Consider the following 20,221-nt stretch of genomic DNA (forward strand, 5'->3'; position numbering starts at 1 on the left):
CAGGGCGAGCAAGCTTCACGCCAAGGCCGCGTCCGGCATGGCTTGGTCAGCCGTGCCGCAGCAGCAGCACCGCTGCGTCATACTCCGTCCGCCGGATGGCGCGGCGCTCGGCGGCGTCCTCGTCCTGGCCCCAGATGCCGATCTGGTAGTCCTCGTCGCAATGGGCGGCGGCCCAGATCGCGTCGGCGTCGCGCAGGCCGAAATGGAGCGCCAGCATCAGCAGGGTCGAGCCGGTCAGCGTCATGACGTTGTGGGCGCCCGCCAGCGCGACGGGGGCGGGGATGGCGGCGACATGGCGGGCCACCGCCTCGAGCGTGGTCGGCGGCTGCTCTGCGAAGACGATCCCCTGCGCCAGGATGAAGCGCGCGCCGATCTTCGCCTCCACCGCGTGGCGGATCGGCTCCCAGATCTTGTCCTGCAGCGCGACGAGTTCCTGCGGTTCGCCGGCACGGTAGCAGAGCGCGTCGGAGCCGGCATAGCGGACGATCTCGGCGCGCACGGCCTCGTGCTGGTCGGCGACACCGTCCAGCGCCGAATTGACCAGCCGCGTCAGCGGCATGCGGGCGGGATCGATCCTGTCGCTCGGTGCGTCCCATTCGGCGGCGAGCGCGTCCGCGACGGGACGGGAGGCCACCGCCAGCGGGTTGCGGGCCGGGGTGCGGGCGGTGCGGCCGTCGAGCGCGACATGGAACAGCCCGTCGCGCTCGAGCACGGCGGCGTGCTCGTAGAAGCGGCTCGGCAGGGCGTTGCGCATCGCCTTCTGGGCGGCGGCGACGGGATCGGGCTGGCGCTGGCCGGCAGCGCCGAAGCGGGCGAGGAAATCATCGGTCGACATGGGCCGCGCTCTAGCACGGCTTGCCGGCGCGGTCAGCCGCTGAAACGGTCGCGCCAGGCGGGTTTCGCCGCTTGAAAGGGCAGGGCGGTGGCGGCATGGACGCCGCGCGCCACGGCGCGGGCCAGCACGTCGGCGGCCGTCGTGCAGAGCTCGGTCAGGGCGAAGGCGTCGGAGGGGGCGCCGCTGTGGCCGGTCGCTGCGGCGAAGACGATGTCGCCGTCGAGCGCGCCATGGCTCGGCCGCAGGGCGCGGGCAAGCCCGTCATGGGCGGCGAGCGCCAGCCGCTTGCACTGGGCCTTTGTCAGCACGGCATCGGTGGCGACCAGCGCGATGGTGGTGTTGCGCCCGGCGCCGCCCTTGTAGCGCAGCACCAGATCGTCAGGCGTGATCGCGGCCGGAAAGCCGAGCCCGCCGAACTCGCCGTCTTGCTCATAGGGCGCGGCCCAGAAATGGGGGCCGTCGCCGATCGTCGCCGAGCCGACCGCATTGACCGCGACCAACGCGCCGACGACATGGCCGGTGGCCGCGCGCGCACTGGCCGAACCGAGCCCGCCCTTGAGCGTCTTGGTCGTGGCGCCGAAGCCGGCACCGGCGGTGCCGAGCGCGATGTCAAGGCCGGCATCGGCGGCCGCACGCCGGCCAAGCTCGCGATAGGGTGCCTCGCCGTCGCCCGCCGCCCAGGGCTTCGCGCCGCCATTGGCGAGGTCGAACAGGATCGCCTGCGGCACGATCGGCACGCGCAAAGCTCCCACGGGAAAACCGCGGCCCTGGCTCGCGAGATGGGCCATCACGCCGTCGGCCGCCGCCAGCCCCCAGGCCGAGCCGCCCGAGAGCACGATCGCGTCGACATGCTCGACGGTCATCTCCGGCTCGAGCAAAGCGGTGTCGCGGACGCCCGGCGCCCCGCCGAGAATCGCGACGGAGGCCACCGTCGGTCGCTCGAACAGAGCAACCGTGACGCCGGTGGCTGCGCCGGGATCATGCGCCTGGCCGACGAGGAGGCCGCGGACATCGGTGATCAGATTGCGCATGGGCGGCGGCTCGGACGGCAGGGTGGCGGGAGCGGGGAACGACGGCGGGGCCGCAGCGTTACATTACCGAGAGTTCATGATTGCGCCATCGCAAGGACAGCGCGAGCGGCCCATGGTCACCCTCATCGCGACACGGCTTCGAGACCCGCTCAGCGACTGTTCCCTTCGCCCACGACTCGGGAGATACCGCATGAAACCTTTCGCCCTGATCGCAGCCTCCTCCATCGCGGCCCTGGCAGCGGGCCTTGCCGTCGCCCAGCCGCAGCCGGTTCCGCCCGCCGGCGGCGAGCGCGACGGCCCGCGCCAGGAACGCAGCGAGCGCCATGAGCGCAGCGACCGCTATGAGAGCCGCGAGCAGCGCCGCGCCGAGTGGCGCGAGCAGCGCGCCGAGCGGATGCAGGAGCGCCTGAACGAGCGCTTGGCCAAGCTGCGCACCGACATGAAGCTCAAGCCCGAGCAGGTCGCGCTGTTCGACACGGTCGAGGGCGTGATCAAGAAGCGCGCCGAGGAGCGCCGCTCCGGCTGGTCGGCGATGCGCGAGCAGCGCGAAACCTTCCGCCATGCCGACATGATGGAGAAGCTCGACATGATGTCCGGCCGCGCCGGCGAGCGCGCCACCCGCTCCAAGGAACTGGCCGACGCCGTGCGCCCGCTCTGGGTGACGCTCAGCGACGAGCAGAAGACCGTGGCGCGCCGCGCCGTGCGCGAGGCCATGGCCGAGGGCCGCGGCATGATGCGGGCGATGCATGAGCGCATGCATGGCGGCATGGACGACCGGATGGAGGGCCATCGCGGTGGCCGCGGCCATCATGACGGCGAGCGCGGGCCGCGCTGGGAGCGTGGCGATCACGGTGACCGCCGCGGCTGATCCGGTCGGCGATGCAGAGAACCGGGGCGGCTCGCGAGAGCCGCCCCTTTTTCATGGGCCGGCGCCGGGCTCAGCTGCCGACCGAATCGGTGACGCATTTCTTGGTGAAGCTCGTCTTGGCCGCGCCGGCGAGCTTCCGGTCGGCGGCCTGCTTGTCGCAGGCGGCGGTGGCGTCCTTCTCGCATTTGGTCAGGAAGCTGGTCTTGGCGGCGCCGGCCAGTTTCTTGTCGCCGGCCTGGACGGCGCAGCTCTGGGCCTGGGCGAAGCTGGTCATGGAAATGAGGGCCAGAGCGGCCAGAAGGGTCTTCGTCATCGTCGCTGATTCCCGTGGGTGGGACGCCTAGGGTTACCCCTGCGGCAGACGGCCGCAAGCGGCTTTTCTGGGGCCCCGCCGCAAATCCGCCTCAACCCCTAACGCGCTGGGAACAAAGCCAAAACGGCGATTTACCCTATCCATTCAACTTGGATTCATGTGTTTCCGTTTACGTTTTGGCAGTGATCCGGAAACAAGGGTTGGGCCATGAAGACACCATGGTTGATCTGGGGAATGCGGGGCTTCATCGGCCTCGTCTTCGTCGCGAGCCTCTTCGGCCCCTATGCGCTGTCGATCCTGATCGGCTGCCTGGGGCTCGGCTGCTATTATTTCCGCGACGAGGTCGGCTCGCATCTGTGAGGCACGGGCTGCGCCCGCGCCCGTGCCCGGCGGCCTTTGGCCTCAGCGGCCGGTGACCGACACGCCGATCAGCAGCGGGTGGAGCCAGAGCGCGAAGACGACATAGAGCACGAGCCCCGCGGCGATCGCGATGACGTCGCGGCGGCCGAAGGCGACCGTGCCTATCGCCGCCAAGCGCGCGATCTCCTCCGGCCGACGCTTGACCGAGATGCGCGCCATCACCGCCCAGGCGAGGAAGCCGCCGAACAGCAGCATGCTGCCGAGATCGCCATTGGCGAGGAGATGCGCGGTGGCCCAGATCTTCACCGCCAGCAGCATCGGATGCTTGACGCGCGACAGCAGCCAGGAGGGCCGCTTGCCGATGGCGAGCAGGATGAAGATCGGCAGGTTGAGCAGGAGCGCCAGATGCCGCGTCCAGACCGGCGGCTCCCAGACGACCGTATAGCCGGCCGCACGCTGCAGCCCGTAGCCATAGATCAGCAGCCCAAAGCCGATGATCGAGACGGCCGAATACAGCCCCTTGTAGCCGCCGGCGCCAAACCGCTCGATCAGCCGCGCGCGGAGATCGCGCTTCATCGTGACGGCGTGCATGCCGAGGAACAGGACGAGGCCGAGAATCAGCAGGAGCATGCGGGGACCGCCTCAGGTTGGAGTTGTTCCAACCATGGACTGGCGGGGTGGGGGCTGCAACAGGGATGGGGCGTCAGTAGCACTCGCGGATTCTTCAGATCCGCTAGTAGCAGGTCCAGCGGCAGAGGAGCGTCAGAAGGTCGTTGGGCAGCCTCAAGAGCTGAACAGGCCTGCCCCCCCCGCGAGCTGATACGGGACACAGTTGCGCTCGGTGATCGACACCGTCACCTGTATTGACTCCAGCCCGGTCTAATGTTCTTTTTATGTTCCTTGGCAGGGGGCGTTAGTGAGAAACAGCCTGCACTGCATTTTCTGCCGAGAGCCCCTTCAGGGCCGGGAGAGTTGGGAGCATATTCTGCTCAATGCCTTTGGCGGGAAAGCGAAGACTAAAACGCTGTCCTGCGCGACGTGCAACAATCAGCTTGGCGGCACGATTGACCGGGAACTAGCCGAGCAGTTCACTTTAGTCCGCAACCTATTTGAGATGGTCTCAGGAGACGGCCGAGATGCCCCATCCCTCTACAAAGTCCAAGCAGGAAACCGAAAGATCAACCTGCTAGGCAACGGCAGGGTCACGTTGGCGGGAAGGCCATTCACCGTTGAGGAGTTGGGTGGGGGGCAGTTCCGTGTGGCGATTAACGTCCAGAGCTTGGATGAACTAGGTCGTGTGGACAAACCTGATCCAGCATCGGATTGTTGCGAGTTGCACGAACCCGAGGAAGCTGGACGCGAGCTTGTCGTAGCGGGTCGCCACGCGGCGTGAGTGCTTGATCTTGTTGAAGAAGCGCTCGATGCGATTGCGCATGGCGTAGGCCGCCTTGTCGATCGTCCGCTGCACCCTTCGGTTCGACTTGGTCGGGATCACCGGGTCGATGCCGCGTCGTTCGAGATCGGATCTGATAGCGTCGCTGTCATAGCCCTTGTCGCCGAGCATCGCCTCTGGCAGTGGCGCGTCCTCCGCCATGAGATCGTCGTAGGCCGTCATGTCGGAGGCCTGGCCGGGCGTCACGTGGAAGCCGACCGCCAACCCTTCCGCATTCGCTCTGGTATGAACCTTGGTCGTGAGCCCACCGCGCGAACGGCCAATACAGTTTCTCTGAATCCCCCCCTTCCGCCGGCGCCGTGCTGATGCACCCGGACAATGGTGGAATCGATCATTTGCAGCGTGTTGTCAGAGGCTTCGCTGTCGGATAGCGCCGCCAGCATCACGTCCCAGACGCCAGCCTCGGTCCAGCGTCGATACTGCCGGTGGACCGAGTTCCAGTTGCCGAACTCGGGCGGCAAGTCACGCCATGGCACACCCGTGCGCGTCACATATAATACGCCGTCGAGCACCCGCCGATGGTCCAGCGGCCGCCGCCCGCCCTGCGTCCGGTTCTCAATCAGGAAAGGCGCGAAGAACGCCCATTCCGCGTCGCTCATCAACCCGCGAAGCACCGCTGCCCTCCTCAAAGAGCAGCGTTGAATCAGACATCAGCTGATTTTGGAATCCCGTTTGTCCACACGACCTAGAAGCAGTCATCCCACATATCGTGGCAAAGACGGGGATCGCGGAGGATAGACTGCGCGAGCAACTTGCCGGGGCTCAGTTCACCGATACTCAGGATCGGCCCGGCATAATCAGTCACAAATACTCATTGGGCGGCGAGGGTGCCATGCGGGCGGTTGCGAAAGCCTGCTTGCTGCTGTGGGGAAGAAAGCTCGGGAATGAGGAGGCGCAGAAACCGGAGTATGATGAGGTCCGTAGTTTCATCCGCAATGGAAGCGCGGATTTTCTGAGTGCGAGAACCTTTTTAGATAGCCGCCCGTTAACCCGCGCGGACGAGGTCGAAAAAGCGTACGGTCCGCTGTTTAACTTCGTCGGTGTAACCAGCGACGCGCGTGGCAAGGTCGTAGGGCACTTTACCGTCTACAACCTCCTTGGGTTTCAGGTCGTGCTTGCGGAAGGTAGGGCGCACCCCTGTAAAGCCGTCAGTCTCGCCAACAATCCGCTTGATCCGAAAATCTGGTCCGACAAGCCAGATGAAGTTGGAAGTCTTCTGGACGCGGATTGGCTGGCAGTGCCGAGCTTCGAGACCGACGAATACCGTCGCCGCTCCGTCGCGATGATGGAGTCATACTATCGCATCATAGGAGCGCGCGCTGTTGGCCGGATCGTAGACCGCGTTTGCGCTCGCTATGGTTTTGCGGGAGACGATCCGATACCGCCCGAAATGCTCAACCTCATCCAAGAAGAGATTGCAGTGAGAGTTGCCCATAACATCGCAGGTCTCCCACTGACCATTCCCGTTTCTCCAGAAGTAATTGCAGGGAGTGTCCAGAAAGCGAAGAAGGATGAACCCACCAAATGATCGACACCTCGGTCGTGCGGGTTCACCAACAGGGTACGACAGGAAAATGGGGGGCGAGATCGTTGTCGAATTTGGCGAGCTTCGCTTCTACTGCCTCAAACTGCTTCAAGGCTTCGATGATCAAAATCATCTCGCTCACGTCCAACGCCAGCGATTGGACGGCAAGGCCATCTGATTAGAGATCAGTAGCCTACGCAGTTTCGAGAGCTGTGCATCGGGAGCGTATGACGGCCGGAGCAAAGGCTCAGCAGCCAAGCCGAAAGTGTGCCGAAGGCCCGCCTGCAAAAGCAAAAGGGGACGGCGATTGCTCGCCATCCCCCCAAATGCTCCGGCAAACGGGCCCTGCGGCCCGCCTCCGTTCGATCAGCGCGAGTAGAACTCGATGACCAGGTTCGGTTCCATCTGCACCGCATAGGGCACGTCCGTCAGCGTCGGCGTGCGGGTGTAGGTGGCGGTCGACTTGCCGTGGTCGACGTCGAGATAATCCGGCACGTCGCGCTCGGCGAGCTGGGCCAATTCGAGCACGATGGCGAGCTGGCGGGAGCTCTCCTTGACCGCGACGACGTCACCCGGCTTGACCTGGTAGGAAGCGATGTTGACGCGCTTGCCGTTGACCGTGATGTGGCCGTGGTTGACGAACTGACGAGCGGCGAAGACCGTCGGGACGAACTTGGCGCGATAGATCACGGCGTCCAGGCGGCGCTCGAGCAGGCCGATCAGGTTCTCGCCCGAGTCGCCCTTCAGGCGGATCGCCTCGGCGTAGTAGCGGCGGAACTGCTTCTCGGAGATCGAGCCGTAATAGCCCTTCAGCTTCTGCTTGGCGCGCAGCTGCGTGCCGAAGTCGGACGGCTTGCCCTTGCGGCGCTGGCCGTGCTGGCCGGGGCCGTATTCACGACGGTTGACCGGGGACTTCGGGCGGCCCCAGATGTTCTGACCGAGGCGACGGTCAATCTTGTATTTCGCCTCATGGCGCTTCGACATATCGCGTGTCCTCGTGAGTTCGCGAGTTGAGGACCGCGCCCTCCTGCTCTCCCGCATGGGGCGGGAGCGACAGATCCGGCTTCCGAAGAAAGCGGATCACGGGTGCGGAAAAAGCCACGCGGGCCTTTTGGGCCCGCGCGACGCCGGCTTAGAACCATTTGCGGCGGCGTTTGTCAAACCGGGAGGGGCGGGCGGTGCTGTCCTCCCGCCACCCCCAGCCTCCCTCGCGCGTCATCCTGGGCGACCGCAGGTCGACCGGGATCCATCGGAGGCCTCGGCGCCCTTCGATGGATCCCGGCCTTCGCTGCGCGAAGTCCAGGATGACGGGGAGGGTGGTGTCAGCCTCGCGTATCCTCATACATAACGCCCCTGCGCGCGGCGGCCTCGCGCGGGGGCTTGCGACCTGCCACGATCGCGCCCGTTCGATTCCGACTGAAGGTACCGCCATGGCCCTCGCCAAACCGCCCGTCCAGGACAATGCCTATGCCGCGGCGCTCGCGCTGCTCGACCGCGCGCCGCTGATCGACGGGCATAACGACCTGCCCTATGTCATCCGGATCGACCGCACGGCGAAGGGCGATGTCGGCCTCTACGATCTGACCAAGGTCCATGAGAAGGGCGACACCGACATCCCGCGCATGCAGGCGGGCAAGCTCGCGGCACAGTTCTTCGCGGCCTATGTCCCGCCCAAGCAGCGCAACCCGGCCGGCTTCGCGCTCGCGCAGATCGCGCTGATGCGCGACATCCTCAAGCGTCATGCCGACGCCTTCCGCCCCGGTCTCAGCGCCGCCGATGTGCTCGCCGCCAAGGCGGAGGGTCGGATCGCGCTGTTCATGACGATCGAGAACGGCACGGCGCTCGACGGCGAGATCGACGCGCTCGACGCTTATTTCGACCTCGGCGTGCGGCTGATGACGCTGTGCCACAATGACAGCCATGACTGGTGCGATTCCGCCACCGACGCGCCCCGCAACAACGGGCTCAGCGCCTTCGGCAAGCAGGTGATCGGCCGGATGAACACACTCGGCATGGTCGTCGACCTCGCCCATGTCTCGCCCAAGGTGATGCATGACACGCTCGACGTGACGCGGGCGCCCGTCGTCTGGTCGCATTCCAACGCGTTCTCGCTCTGCGACCATCCCCGCAACGTGCCTGACGACGTGCTCAACCGGGTCGCCGGCAATGGCGGGGTGGTGATGGCGACCTTCGTGCCGGACTTCATCAGCCAGGCCTCGCGCGACTGGCACAAGCCCGCCAAGGACCAGTACGGCAAGTCGCCGGAAGGGGTCGACCACAACAAGGTCGAGGCCGATCTCGCCGCCAAGGCGGGGCCCAAGCCGAAGGCGACGCTGGCGCAATATTGCGACCATCTCGACTATCTTAGCCAGCGCATCGGCCACGACCATGTCGGCATCGGTTCGGATTTCTTCGGCTGGATCAACCCCGACGGGCTGGAGGATACCAGCGTCTTCCCGGCGCTGGTGGCGGAGCTGATCCGGCGCGGCTGGTCTGAAGCCGATCTCGAAAAGCTCGCCGGCGGCAACACGCTGCGAGTGCTGCGGGCGGTCGAGGCGGCGGCGGGCTGAGGGCTGCGTCGGCAACCCGTCCATAAACAGGAAGGCGCGTCCCCTTCCCCCCGCTTGCGGTGGGGAAGGGTGAGGGATGGGGGGGCGCAAAGCCGGGCCTCTATCCTCGATCGTCGCGCCGAGCGGCACTGCCCCCCACCCCGGCCCTCCCCACCGCAAGCGGGGGGAGGGAGCTCGTGCGAGCCCGACCATGACGGGCAGAGCTTGACCGCGCGCCCGCTTGGCGCGATGGCCGCGGTCAAGGCCTGCACCCCGCGGGCGACGACGAGACAGAGCATGACCGGTTCCGGCACCGACCGCACGCGCCCCCCTGCCACGGCTCCGGCCCCGGTCATCATCCTGGTCGAGCCGCAGATGGCCGAGAATATCGGCATGTGCGCGCGCGCCATGGCGAATTTCGGCCTCTCCGAGATGCGGCTGGTGGCGCCGCGCGACGGCTGGCCGAGCGGCGGCGGCCTGAAGAAGGGCGCGACCTCGGCGGCGTCCGGCGCGACGCATATCCTGGAGAACGCCCGGCTCTTCCCGACCGCGGCGGAGGCGATCGCCGATCTCAACTTCGTGCTGGCGACGACAGCGCGCGAGCGCGGCCAGATGAAGCGCGTGCTGACGCCGGCCGAGGCGATGCCGCCGATCGCAGGGCGGATCGCGCAGGACGAGCGCGTCGGCATCCTGTTCGGGCGCGAGCGGATCGGGCTGACGAATGAGGAGATCTCCTTTGCCGACGCGATCCTGACCTTTCCGGTCAACCCGGCCTTCGCCTCGCTCAACCTCGCCCAGGCGGTGCTGCTCGTCGGCTATGAGTGGTTCAAGGCGACCGGCGGCGAGCCGCCCTTCCGCGAGAGCAATGCCTCGCCGCCGGCGACGCGTGCGACGGTTTTGTCGATGTTCGACTATCTCGAAGGCGAACTCAACCTCTGCGGCTTCTTCCCGCCCGGCAAGAAGCAGATCATGACCGCCAATCTGCGCGACATCCTGCATCGGCTGGCGATGACCGAGCAGGAGGCGCGGACGCTGCGCGGCGTGTTCAAGTCGCTGACCGAGGGGCCGCGAAGGCTGCGTGCGCCGAAGCCGGGCGAGGGGGAGTAAGCCGCCGATCTTGCAGCCCCAAACGACAACGGCCGGCCCCGAAGGGCCGGCCGGCGACGTGTCCGGGGTCTCGAATCCGCAGGCGCGTCAGAACTGGTACTTCATCGTCGCCTTCACCGTGCGGCCGGGCTCGGAGTAGTAGTCGCGCGCCTGGGGCCGCGAGAGCGGCACGTTCACCGCGTCCCAGTACTTGCGGTCGAAGATGTTGTAGACGCCGACCTGCAGCTCGAGGTCGGCGACCTGCGGCAGCGGCTTCCACCAGGCGGTCGCGTTGAAGATCGCATAGCCCGGCGCCTTGAAGCCCGTATCCGTGCCCGAGGTGGACACGTCGTCGCGCTTGCTGGCGAGCTTGGTCGAGACCTCGGCGCCCCAGCGGTCGGTTCCATAGGCAACGGCAATGATGCCCTGCATCGGCGGGATCGAGTTCAGGAAGGTGTTGTCGTCCTTGTTCTGGCCGCGGGTGTAGGCGAAGGAGCCGCGCACCAGCCAGTTCGGCGCGAAGGCGTATTGCAGGTTGGCCTCGACGCCCTGGATCTCGGCCCGCGTGACATTGCGGTAACCGGTGATGCCGCCCTGGAAATAGAGCCCACCGACGCCGGCCGCCTGGACCTGATAGGTGTCGATGAAGTTGCGGTAGTTGGTGTGGAAATAGGTCAGCGAGCCGCCGAAGGCCTTGTCGCCGAAGCGCAGGCCGACATCGATGCCGTTGCCGATCTCGGGCCGCAGATTCGGGTTGCCGGTCCGCAGATAGGTCGTCGGCGAGCCGAAGCGGCCATAGAGCTCGTTGGCGGTCGGCGCGCGGAAGGTCTTGGCCCATTGCGCGAAGACGGTGACGTCCTTGAACCAGGGCGTATTCTTCAGCACCTCGTATTCGAGCCGGATGCGCGGCGACCAGGCCGAGTTGCTCGAGGCGGCGGGCAGGCCGGTCGGGCGCGAGGCGCTGTTGGTATAGGCCGGCGTGTCTTGCGGCTTCTCCTCGTACCAGTCGTAGCGCAGGCCGGGGGTGATGCGCAGGCGGTTGTCGAGCAGGCCGATCTCGTCCTGAATGTAGAAGCCGGCGAGCCGCCCATCGACCTTGGGCTGTTCGGACTGGTTGGTGGGGATGTTGTTGCAGGTGGTGAAGGCGCCCGTGTAGCGGCCGGTCGCCGGACGGGCCGGGCAGGCGTCGTAGCCGGCGCTGTACTGCTCCAGGCTCGACATCCGCAGCTCGGTGCCGGCGATCACCTTGTGCGAGAGCATGCCGGTTTTGAAGCTCTTGATAACGTGGCCGTTGAAGCCGTAGGCGTTCTCTTCGTTCTCGTTGTTGCGGCCATAGGGGCCGACGATGCTGGTGTAGCGATAAGCGGTGGTGAGGTCGTTGCGCTTCAGCCGCTGCCAGTAGGCGAGGGCATGGGCCTCGTCGAAGAAGGAGCCCGGCAGCTTGTAGTCGTAGCTCAGCGAGACGCGGTCGCGCTGGACGTCCTCGCCGGTGCGATAGGCGCCGGGGCGGTAATTGCCGGTGAGCGAGACCGAGTTGTCGCGGTTGGAAATCCGGTCCGAGCGCTTGAAGGTCTCGGCGGTCAGGCCGAAGCGGTGCGCCTGGTCGTTGGAATACTGATAGATCTTGGCGAGGAAGCTGTACTGGTCGAAATCGCGCGGATTGGGCTCGGTGCGGGCGGCGCCGATCGTCTTGACGCTGCCGCCATTGTCGGTCTCGTGACCATTGCGGAAGCCGCCCTGGATCAGGGCCCAGGTGTTGTTCCAGCGCGCGGCCCCCGCCGCGCTGCCGAAGACGGCCCGGTCGGTGCTGTCGAACCCGGTCTTGGCCAGCGCGCCGACGTTGCGGCCGTTGCGGATGATGTCCTCTGGATCGAGCGTGCGCACCGCCAGCACGCCGCCGAGCGAGCCGGCGCCGATCGTGCTGCCGCCGCTGGGGCCGCGCAGCAGATCGAGCGTCGAGAGCGAGTCGAAGTCGAAGGCGGTGGTGCCGCCGCGGTTCAGGCGCGTGTCGATCAGGAAGGGTTGGCGGATGCCGTCCACCGTCGTCAGCACGCGCGCCCCGTCGAGGCCGCGGATGTTGAGGCTGTTGTTCTGTCGGTTGAAGGTGATGCCCGCCTCGACGCGGGTTGCGAGTTCGCTCAGGCTCTGGACCTGCTGGCGGTCGAGCTGCTCACGCGTCGTGCGCGTCGTGGTCGGGCCGGCGACGAGCGTCTGGCCCGGCGCGGCGCCCTCGACGGTGATCTGGTCGAGCACGACCGGCGCTTCCGCCGTCGGGGCGACCGGCGCGGTGCGGCTGCGCGCTTGCTGCTGCGCCAGCGCCGGCGTCGCCAGCAGCATCACCACCAGAGTTCCCAGCGCCACGCCCTCGCGCAGCCCGCCTGAATGCATCCCCATCGCCTTGACCCGCCCTTGCTGCCGCAAACGGCCGAAGGCCGCCGCGTCACAGAGTTTAAAATGAATATAAACAAGGCCTTATACGCTCGATAAGGCTCTCATCGGTTATTTACGGAGTCGAAGACTGTCAATCATTCGCCATGCAAAGAACATAACCCGATGCGGCGAAGACACATTCGTGCAATCACTCCAATGAAACCTTCTTTTTACATTGTTCTAAAGAAGCGATGCGTGCCGGCGGCGGGGCGCGCAGCGGGCTCCCGATCTCGTGAACACTCCGGAGGCCGGAGCCGACATGTTCCTGTTGCAACGCAGCGGCAGGGTCCCAACATGAGCGCCTGAACCGGAACGCTCTCCCACCATGCTCGACCGCCGGACCATGTTGACAGGATCTGCTGCGATGGCGGCGTCGCTGGCGCTGCCGCTGGGGAGCGGCCACGCGGCCGAGGCCGATGTGATCGTCATCGGGGCCGGGGCTGCCGGCATTGCGGCGGCGCATCAGCTCAAGGCGGCCGGCCGCCGGGCGATCGTGCTCGAGGCGCGGGACCGCGTCGGCGGACGGGCCTTCACCGACGCCTCGCTCGGGCCGGCCTATGACGCCGGCGCCATGTTCATCCACTGGGCCGAGCGCAACCCCTGGGTCCAGATCGCCCGCGATCTCGGCGTCGAAACACCCAGCGAATCCTGGGGCGGCGGATTTCGCGTCTTTTCCGGCGGGCAGCCGATGGGCGATGCCGACCGGCAGAGGCGGCGCGGTGCCTTCGGCCAGATCGACCGGCGGCTGGAGACGGTCGATCTCGCGAAACGCGACGTCTCGATCCGCGACCTGCTCGGCGATCTCGGCCCCGATCTGGCGCCGATCGCCTCGTCGGGGCTACTGCTCTCGATCGGCGAGGAATCGGAGCGCATCTCGGCGCGTGACTATCAGCGCCTCTGGGCGGGCGAGGACCTCGTCGTGCCCTCGGGCTATGGCAACCTCGTCGCGCGACATGGCGCCGGACTGGATATCCGCCTGAACCAGCCCGTGAGCGAAATCCGCTGGGACGGGCCGGGCGTGAGCGTGACGACGCCGTCGGGCACGCTGCGCGCGCAGGCCTGCATCGTGACTGTGCCGGTCGGCGTGCTCAAGGCCGGCGCGATCCGCTTCACGCCCGAACTGCCGGCCCGCACCCGCGACGCGCTCGACGGGATCGGCATGGGGGCGCTGACCAAGATCGCGCTGAAGGTCGAGGGCGAGCGCTTCGGCATAACCCCGGGCACAAGCTTTCTCGAGGCCGGCTCGCCGAAGCGGCTGATCAATTTCGACCTGTTTCCCGAAGGCAAGGATCTGATCGTCGCCTTCTGCGGAGGCGACCATGCGCGCGAACTCTCCGCCGCGGGGCCCGCCGCAGCGCGCGACCATCTGACGACGCTGCTCTCGTCGATGATCGGCTCCGATATCCGCAAGGCGGTGACGGGCATCTCCTTCCCGGCCTGGTGGACCGACCCGTTCTCACACGGCTCCTATTCGGTCTGCCTGCCGGGCCGGGAGGCAGCGCGCGAGCATCTGGCCGAGCCGATTGGCGGGCGCCTCTTCATTGCCGGCGAGGCCACGGCCGGCGGCGGTGCCATGACCGTCGGTGGCGCGACGTTGGCGGGGCGCGCGGCCGCTGCGGCCGTCGCGCGGATCAAGGCCTGAGGCGGGGCAATCCTCACCGTCATTGCGAGCGCAGCGAAGCAATCCAGGGGCGACGTCGAGCGAGACGGTTCTGGATTGCTTCGCTGCGCTCGCAATGACGCCGGGGCGTGACGGCCGTGAACCGCGAATTACAGCACCAGCTCCCAGTTCTGCCCGACGAGGTCCTGGCCGAAGGAGTGATGCTTCTCTTCGGCGATCAGCTTGAAGCCTTCCGCGACATAAATCGCGCGGGCCGCATGCAGGATGTCGTTGGTCCAGAGCTGCATGCGCCGGTAGCCGGCCGCCCGTGCGAAGCGAATCGCCTCGCGCACCAGCGCCTTGCCGAGGCCGAGGCCGCGCCCCGGCCGGTCGACGATGACCATGCGCAGCTTCGCGGTCTCGTCGCTCTCGCGCATCACGAAGGCCGAGCCGAGGATCTGCCCGTCGCGCTCGGCGATCAGCCCCTGTTCCAGGCCGGGGCGGAATTCGCGCAGGAAGCGCGCCGCGATCTCGGCGACGAAGGCCTCGAATTGGATGTCCCAGCCATAATCCTCCGCATAGATCCGGCCATGGGCGCCGATCACCCAGCCGATGTCGCCGGGGCGGTGAGGGCGGATGACGGGCGCCGGGTCCTGCGCTGCCGAGGCGCCCGAGAGAAGCGTCTCGGCCTCGGTCAGCGCCGCCACCAGACGGGCGCGCTGCGTTTCGTCGAGCGCGCGCAGCCGCCCGGCGGCTTCGGCCTGCGAGGCCTCGTCGAGGGGTGCGAAGACGGCGCGCCCGGCCGCGCTCAGGTGCAAGCTCAGGGCGCGACCGTCCGAGGCCGAGCGCGCGCGCAGCAGCCAGCCTTCCGCCGCGAAACGCTTCAGGATGCGGGAGAGATAGGCGGGGTCGAGCCCGAGTTCCTTCGCCAGGTCGCCCGCGCGCCAGCCGTCGCGCGTGGCGATTTCATAGAGCACGCGCGCTTCGGTCAGGGTGAAGCCCGAGCCGAGCAAGCTGCCGCCGAGCGCGCCGACGAGGCGGGTGTGGAAGCGGTTGAAGCGGCGCAGCGCCGAGACGGCGTGGGCGAGATCGGACATGGCAGCCCTCCGCTCTCCATCACGCTCAGGATGATGGACTGAGTCAACTAAATTGGTCGGGCGCCGTTTCCGGTTTCTTGACGGTCCCTTAACCGGGCTCTGGCGGAATCGCCGCCTTCGTCACGCTCCCGGGCCGCTCGCGCATGCAGGTCGATCTTCTGGCCGGAACCACGCATCGTCCCGCCGTGCTGGCGCGGCCGGTGCCGACCATCCTCGTCTTCGATTCCGGGCTGGGCGGGCTGACCGTGCTGGCGCGCGTGACCGAGGCCTGCCGCGGCGCCGACATCGTCTATGCCGCCGACGATGCCGGCTTTCCCTATGGCCGGCTGGAGGAGGGGGCGCTGGTTGCCCGCGTGCTGGCCGTGATGGAGCGGCTGGTCGACCGGCACCACCCCGATCTCGTGGTGATCGCCTGCAACACGGCCTCGACGCTGGTGCTGCCGGCATTGCGGGCGCGTTTCGCCATTCCCTTCGTCGGCACCGTGCCGGCGATCAAGCCGGCCGCCGCCGCGACGCGCTCGGGCCTGATCTCGGTGCTGGCGACGCCCGGCACGGTTGCGCGTGACTACACGCGCGGGCTGGTTTCGACCTATGCCGGCGGCTGCGACGTGACGCTGGTCGGCGCGACGGGGCTCGCCGCGCTGGCTGAGGCCGCCTTGAAGGGCGAGCGGGTGGCGGACGACGCCATCGCTGCCGAGATCGCGCCCTGCTTCGTCGAGCGGGGCGGGCGCCGCACCGATGTGGTGACGCTGTCCTGCACGCATTACCCGCTGCTGCTGGAGCCGATGCGGCGCGTCGCGCCCTGGCCGGTCGAGTGGATCGACCCGGCGCCGGCGATCGCGCGGCGCGTCGGGCAGTTGCTCGGGGCCGATGCCGCCGCCGAGCGGGCGGGCGGGCATGAGGCGGTCGCGGTCTTCACCGCAGGCGCGGGCATCACCGGCCCGCTGCGGATCGCGCTGGCCGGCCGCGGGCTCGCGGAGGTGCTGATCGAGCCGATGCCGCTCGTCAGCTGACGTCCCGCTTCAGGCGAAGCGCGCCGGAGCAAACGGCGTCGGATCGACGAAGACCTTCTGGCCCGTGACCATCTCCGCGATCATGCGGCCGGTGACGGCGGCCAGCGTCAGGCCGTGATGGGCATGGCCGAAGGAGAACCAGAGGCCCTTGTGCTTCGGCGCCGGGCCGATGATCGGCATCATGTCGGGCGTGCAGGGGCGGCGGCCGAGCCAGGGCTCGGGATCGATCCGCTCGCCCAGTGGGAACAGGGTGCGGGCGATCGGCTCGGCGCGGGCGAGCTGGACCGGGGTCGGGGCGGCATCGCGGTCGGCAAATTCGGCGCCGGTCGTCAGGCGGATGCCCTGCTGCATCGGCGCCAGGAAATAGCCGCGCTCGGTGTCGAGCACCGGGTGATTGAGCACCGCGTTGCCTTGCGGCTTGTAGTGCATGTGGTAGCCGCGCTTGACCGCCAGCGGCAGGTTGTAGCCGAGCTTGCGCGACAGCACGTCGGCCCAGGGGCCGAGCGCCACGACGACGTCGCGGGCCTTGGCCGTGGTGCCGTCTGCCAGCTTCACCGTCCACTCCGCGCCGTCCTGGGCGAGCGTGCCGGCATCGCCGAGCGCGAGCCTGCCGCCCAGTGCCTCGAAGCGCGCGACATAGGCCTTGGACAGGCCGAGCGGGTCGATCACCGTGACCGGGTCGGTCCAGTGCAGGCCGCCGATGAGGCTGTCATGATCGAGATGGGGCTCCTCGGCTTTCAGCGTCGCCATGTCGAGCGGCCTGTAGTTCAACCCGAAATCGCGCTTCCAGCGCGCCGCCTCGGCCAGGCGCTCATCCTGCTGGGCCGTGGTGCGGAACACCTTCATCCAGCCATTGCGGCGCAGCAGGCCGGTCGCGCCAGCCTCCTGGGCGAGGGCGTCGTGCTCGCTGACGCAATGCTCGATCAGGGTGGCGTATTTCTGCGCGATCGCCTCGTGCTGGGAAGCGCGCGAGTGCATCCAGTAGGACCAGAGGAAGGGCGCGAGCTTGGGGATGGCGCTCCAGTGGTAATGCGCGTCGATGGTGTTGTTCATCGCGTAGCGGATCAGCGCGCCGAAATCATGCGGGAAGCCGTAGGGGTAGACGCCCTCGCGCTGGATCAGGCCGGCATTGCCGTAGCTCGTTTCCTCGCCCGGCGCGCGCTTGTCGACGAGCAGGACCGAGCGGCCCGCTTTCTGCAGGTGCAGCGCCACCGAAATCCCGACGATGCCTGCCCCGAGAACGATCGTATCCGTCGCCATGACCCGCTCCTGACCGCACAACCCGCTTGAAAATAGCCGTTTGTGACGCGGTGTCAGCGTCGCGGTGGGTTTTTGCGCGGTTGCGCCGCAAGTTTCGCAAGATTTGCGCCATCGCCTGCATCTGTCCCGGCCAAAGCCGGCAAAGTGGGTCGGCGGCGCAATTTTCTGCCGGCGCAGGGCGGGGCTGTCGCGGCGGCGGGTGACGCGGGCGCCTCGATCGGCCAGTGTCGGCGTCCTTCCGGCCGTTCTCGAGTCTCAAGCCTCTCATGCTCATGCGCACCGCCGCTTCACTGGCCGCCGGCCTCGCCTGGCTCGGGCGCTACGGCACGCAAGGGTTCGCACTGTCGATCTTTCTCGGGCTGGCGCTGCCGCAATTCTCGGCGGCCGCGCGCCCGCTGCTGCCGGTGACGATCTTCTGCTTCACCACCATCGTCTTCATGCGCGCGGATGTGGCGATCATCGCGGGGCTGCTGCGCAGCCCGGGCAAGCTCACCCTGACCTGCCTGTGGATGGTGGCGGCGCCCGTCGTTGTCATCGGCGGGGCCTTCCTGATCGTGGGGCGAGACGCCATCGACCCCGGCCTGCTGCTGGGGCTCGCCATCCTGGCCGCCGCGCCGCCGATCATGTCCTCTCCCGCGGTCGCACTGATCTACGGGTTCGAGCCGTCGCTGATCATCGCCGGCGTCATCATCACCACGGTGGCGAGCCCCGTCGTCGCGCCGATGCTGGTGGAACTGCTGGCGGGCGCCGCCGTGCCGCTCAACCGCTGGGCGCTGATGCTGCGGCTGCTGCTCTTCGTCGGCGGCGGCATGGCGGCGGCCGCGATCCTGCGATGGGCGCTCGGCATGGTCCGCATCAAGGCGATGAAGGCCAATCTCGATGGCTTCGGCGTGCTGATGTATTTCACCTTCGCCATCGCGGCGATGGACGGCGTCACGCAGGCGGCCTTCGATGACCCGGCGCGCGTCGGCTTCTTCCTCGCCTGCGCCTTCGCCGTCTCGATCATCGGGCTGGTCGTCAGCTATCTCGCCTTGCGCTTCCTGCGCCGCTCGGAACGTTTCATGGTCGGCTATGGCGCAGGCCAGCGCAACATGGGCATGATCGTCGCCGCGCTCGGGGCCGGCGTGCCGCCCTCAACCTTCCTGTTCTTCGCGCTGGCGCAGTTCCCGATCTATCTGATGCCCTGGCTGCTGAGCGGCTTCGCGGGGCGCATCCGCCGGGAGGAGGCGGCTGCTGACGGGGCCTGACGGGCGACCTTGCGAGGGTTTCTCCGTTCCATCGGAGTTGCCCCATGATCACCCTCTACAGCGGCCCGCTCAGCCTGTTCGCCCGCAAGGTCGAGATCGCGCTGCGCGAAAAGGGGCTGCCCTTCGAGCGGGTGATGGTCCCCTTCAACCAGGCGACCGGATATGACCCGAAGCATCCGGAGGTGCTGGCGCTCAATCCCAAGGGGCAGGTGCCGGTGTTGAACGATGCCGGGCTCGTACTCTACGATTCGACCGTGATCCTCGAATATCTCGACGAGGCCTATCCCGAGATCCCGCTCTACCCGCGCAGCCCGGCCGAGCGCGCCCGCTGCCGGCTCGACGAACTCTTCGCCGACGAGATCCTGCTGCAGGCGCTAAAGCCCCTGATGCACCGCACCGGCCCGCGCCCAGCCGACCCGGCGCTGCGGGCGGCGCAGGAGGCGGATGCGCTGATCGCGGAAGAGACGCTCGCCGGTCATCACGCGCGGCTGGAGGAGCGGCTGGCGGGGCGGGCGTTCTTCGGGCCCAGGCTCTGTGCCGCCGACATCGCCCTGTTCATGGGGCTGCTCTTCGGCCGGCGGCTGGGCGGGCCGTCCTTCGCCGGGCATCCCGGCCTGTCGGGCTGGTTCTCGAGGCTGCGCGAGCGACCGGCCTTCGCGCAGGTGGCAGACGAGATCGCGGAAGCCGATCGGCGGCTGTCGGTGCCCGTCGCGCAGCGCTGAGCTTTCCGCCGTCGCGGGGCCGGGGCCTCGAATCCGCAATTCCCTTCGCCGGGTCCATGCTTTAAACCGCGCGGCATGAGCGCCCCCATCCGCATCGCCCCCTCGATCCTCTCGGCCGACTTCGCCAAGCTCGGCGAGGAGGTGCGTGCGATCGATGCTGCCGGCGCCGACTGGATCCATTGCGACGTGATGGACGGGCATTTCGTGCCCAACATCACCTTCGGGCCCGATGTGCTGAAGGCGATCCGCCCGCACACGACCAAGTTCTTCGACGTGCATCTGATGATCGCGCCGGTCGATCCTTATGTCGAAGCCTTCGCTAAGGCCGGCGCCGACCTGATCTCGTTTCATGTTGAGGCCGGCCCGCATCCGCACCGCACGCTGCAGGCGATCAAGGCGCAGGGCAAGCAGGCGGGCATCGTGCTCAATCCCGGCACGCCGGCCGCCATGGTCGAGCCGCTGCTGGACGATCTCAACCTGATCCTGCTGATGACGGTCAATCCCGGCTTCGGTGGGCAGAGCTTCATCCATTCCGTGCTGCCGAAGATCGCGCAGGTCCGGGCGCTGATTGGCGAGCGGCCGATTTCGCTGGAGATCGACGGTGGGGCGACGGTCGAGACCGCGCCGCTGGCGGCGAAGGCCGGGGCCGACGTCTTCGTGGCGGGCTCGGCCGTGTTCAAGGGCGGTCCGGCCGCCTATGCCGGCAATATCGCCGCGATCCGCAAGGCGGCCGAAGCTGCGCGCGGGGAGTGGGTTTGAGATTGTAGGTCTGCCCTCATCCTGAGGAGCCGCGCAGCGGCGTCTCGAAGGATGCTCCAGGGGGCGCCTTCTG

General features: G+C 67.7%; 21 protein-coding genes. 12 read left to right on the plus strand and 9 right to left on the minus strand.

Annotated features, from left to right (window positions below):
• Positions 1-46 precede the first annotated feature (46 nt).
• Together SJY11_RS11830 and SJY11_RS11835 are read right to left on the minus strand one after the other, a co-directional pair.
• A complete protein-coding gene (locus SJY11_RS11830) occupies positions 47-835 on the minus strand; it encodes an ATP12 family chaperone protein (RefSeq protein WP_376986806.1) in 789 nt (262 codons plus the stop codon).
• Between the two features lie 32 nt (positions 836-867).
• Positions 868-1,866: a P1 family peptidase gene (locus tag SJY11_RS11835; protein WP_376986808.1), complete on the minus strand. Its 999-nt coding sequence runs from the start codon at positions 1,864-1,866 to the stop codon at positions 868-870.
• Positions 1,867-2,056: 190 nt separating this feature from the next.
• On the opposite strand from SJY11_RS11835, the gene SJY11_RS11840 reads away from it, so the two are divergent.
• On the plus strand, positions 2,057-2,734 hold the full coding sequence (locus SJY11_RS11840; RefSeq protein ID WP_376986809.1) for a Spy/CpxP family protein refolding chaperone: 678 nt from the start codon (positions 2,057-2,059) through the stop codon (positions 2,732-2,734).
• Positions 2,735-2,804: 70 nt separating this feature from the next.
• Here the strand turns inward: SJY11_RS11840 and SJY11_RS11845 are convergent, their stop codons facing one another.
• Positions 2,805-3,047 carry a hypothetical protein gene (locus SJY11_RS11845; protein ID WP_376986811.1) on the minus strand — a complete coding sequence of 81 codons (243 nt, stop codon included), beginning with the start codon at positions 3,045-3,047 and terminating at the stop codon, positions 2,805-2,807.
• A gap of 207 nt (positions 3,048-3,254) precedes the next feature.
• Here SJY11_RS11845 and SJY11_RS11850 point away from each other — a divergent pair, with 207 nt between their 5' ends.
• The gene (locus SJY11_RS11850) at positions 3,255-3,407 is read left to right on the plus strand and encodes a hypothetical protein (protein ID WP_305682344.1); all 153 of its coding nucleotides are present in this window, start codon (positions 3,255-3,257) and stop codon (positions 3,405-3,407) included.
• Positions 3,408-3,449: 42 nt separating this feature from the next.
• Here the strand turns inward: SJY11_RS11850 and SJY11_RS11855 are convergent, their stop codons facing one another.
• Positions 3,450-4,037, minus strand: a complete 588-nt coding sequence (locus SJY11_RS11855) for an NnrU family protein (RefSeq protein ID WP_376986814.1) — start codon at positions 4,035-4,037, stop codon at positions 3,450-3,452.
• Positions 4,038-4,323: 286 nt separating this feature from the next.
• On the opposite strand from SJY11_RS11855, the gene SJY11_RS11860 reads away from it, so the two are divergent.
• The gene (locus tag SJY11_RS11860) at positions 4,324-4,800 is read left to right on the plus strand and encodes an HNH endonuclease (RefSeq protein WP_376986815.1); all 477 of its coding nucleotides are present in this window, start codon (positions 4,324-4,326) and stop codon (positions 4,798-4,800) included.
• On the opposite strand, the gene SJY11_RS11865 is transcribed toward SJY11_RS11860, so the two are convergent.
• Positions 4,696-5,459, minus strand: a protein-coding gene (locus SJY11_RS11865) for an IS5 family transposase (RefSeq protein ID WP_376989265.1) whose coding sequence is annotated in 2 segments (ribosomal slippage) — positions 4,696-5,150 and positions 5,150-5,459 — 765 coding nt in all. Because the reading frame shifts where the segments join, the coding sequence is not laid out codon by codon here. The two genes, SJY11_RS11860 and SJY11_RS11865, sit on opposite strands and share 105 nt — an antisense overlap.
• A 110-nt stretch (positions 5,460-5,569) precedes the next feature.
• Here SJY11_RS11865 and SJY11_RS11870 point away from each other — a divergent pair.
• Both SJY11_RS11870 and SJY11_RS11875 read left to right on the plus strand, forming a co-directional pair.
• On the plus strand, positions 5,570-6,388 hold the full coding sequence (locus SJY11_RS11870) for a hypothetical protein (protein WP_376986816.1): 819 nt from the start codon (positions 5,570-5,572) through the stop codon (positions 6,386-6,388).
• Positions 6,389-6,434: 46 nt separating this feature from the next.
• Positions 6,435-6,563, plus strand: a complete 129-nt coding sequence (locus SJY11_RS11875; RefSeq protein WP_376986817.1) for a hypothetical protein — start codon at positions 6,435-6,437, stop codon at positions 6,561-6,563.
• 188 nt (positions 6,564-6,751) lie between these two features.
• On the opposite strand, the gene rpsD is transcribed toward SJY11_RS11875, so the two are convergent.
• Positions 6,752-7,369, minus strand: coding sequence for a 30S ribosomal protein S4 (gene rpsD, locus SJY11_RS11880; protein ID WP_376986818.1), 618 nt, complete (start codon positions 7,367-7,369; stop codon positions 6,752-6,754).
• Between the two features lie 446 nt (positions 7,370-7,815).
• Here rpsD and SJY11_RS11885 point away from each other — a divergent pair, with 446 nt between their 5' ends.
• The gene (locus SJY11_RS11885; RefSeq protein ID WP_376986819.1) at positions 7,816-8,955 is read left to right on the plus strand and encodes a dipeptidase; all 1,140 of its coding nucleotides are present in this window, start codon (positions 7,816-7,818) and stop codon (positions 8,953-8,955) included.
• Positions 8,956-9,231: 276 nt separating this feature from the next.
• Positions 9,232-10,041, plus strand: a complete 810-nt coding sequence (locus SJY11_RS11890; protein ID WP_376986820.1) for an RNA methyltransferase — start codon at positions 9,232-9,234, stop codon at positions 10,039-10,041.
• A gap of 87 nt (positions 10,042-10,128) precedes the next feature.
• Here SJY11_RS11890 and SJY11_RS11895 read toward each other — a convergent pair whose 3' ends face one another.
• On the minus strand, positions 10,129-12,414 hold the full coding sequence (locus SJY11_RS11895) for a TonB-dependent hemoglobin/transferrin/lactoferrin family receptor (protein WP_376986821.1): 2,286 nt from the start codon (positions 12,412-12,414) through the stop codon (positions 10,129-10,131).
• A 400-nt stretch (positions 12,415-12,814) separates the two neighbouring features.
• On the opposite strand from SJY11_RS11895, the gene SJY11_RS11900 reads away from it, so the two are divergent.
• On the plus strand, positions 12,815-14,092 hold the full coding sequence (locus SJY11_RS11900) for a flavin monoamine oxidase family protein (protein WP_376986823.1): 1,278 nt from the start codon (positions 12,815-12,817) through the stop codon (positions 14,090-14,092).
• Positions 14,093-14,220: 128 nt separating this feature from the next.
• Here the strand turns inward: SJY11_RS11900 and SJY11_RS11905 are convergent, their stop codons facing one another.
• A complete protein-coding gene (locus tag SJY11_RS11905) occupies positions 14,221-15,147 on the minus strand; it encodes a bifunctional helix-turn-helix transcriptional regulator/GNAT family N-acetyltransferase (RefSeq protein WP_376986825.1) in 927 nt (308 codons plus the stop codon).
• A 143-nt stretch (positions 15,148-15,290) separates the two neighbouring features.
• On the opposite strand from SJY11_RS11905, the gene murI reads away from it, so the two are divergent.
• The gene (gene murI, locus SJY11_RS11910; protein WP_376986826.1) at positions 15,291-16,160 is read left to right on the plus strand and encodes a glutamate racemase; all 870 of its coding nucleotides are present in this window, start codon (positions 15,291-15,293) and stop codon (positions 16,158-16,160) included.
• Between the two features lie 9 nt (positions 16,161-16,169).
• Here the strand turns inward: murI and SJY11_RS11915 are convergent, their stop codons facing one another.
• Positions 16,170-17,420 (minus strand): NAD(P)/FAD-dependent oxidoreductase, encoded by a 1,251-nt coding sequence (locus SJY11_RS11915; RefSeq protein WP_376986828.1) that lies wholly within the window; start codon positions 17,418-17,420, stop codon positions 16,170-16,172.
• Positions 17,421-17,686: 266 nt separating this feature from the next.
• On the opposite strand from SJY11_RS11915, the gene SJY11_RS11920 reads away from it, so the two are divergent.
• The 3 genes from SJY11_RS11920 (at position 17,687) to rpe (ending at position 20,148) form a co-directional block, all read left to right on the plus strand.
• Positions 17,687-18,667 carry a hypothetical protein gene (locus SJY11_RS11920; RefSeq protein WP_376986829.1) on the plus strand — a complete coding sequence of 327 codons (981 nt, stop codon included), beginning with the start codon at positions 17,687-17,689 and terminating at the stop codon, positions 18,665-18,667.
• A 44-nt stretch (positions 18,668-18,711) separates the two neighbouring features.
• Entirely contained in the window at positions 18,712-19,389 is a 678-nt protein-coding gene (locus tag SJY11_RS11925; protein WP_376986830.1) for a glutathione S-transferase family protein, read from the plus strand.
• Positions 19,390-19,464: 75 nt separating this feature from the next.
• Positions 19,465-20,148 carry a ribulose-phosphate 3-epimerase gene (gene rpe, locus SJY11_RS11930; RefSeq protein WP_376986832.1) on the plus strand — a complete coding sequence of 228 codons (684 nt, stop codon included), beginning with the start codon at positions 19,465-19,467 and terminating at the stop codon, positions 20,146-20,148.
• Positions 20,149-20,221: the final 73 nt, after the last annotated feature.

The organism is Allobosea sp. R86505 (genome assembly GCF_042466375.1).
Taxonomy (GTDB): domain Bacteria; phylum Pseudomonadota; class Alphaproteobacteria; order Rhizobiales; family Beijerinckiaceae; genus Allobosea.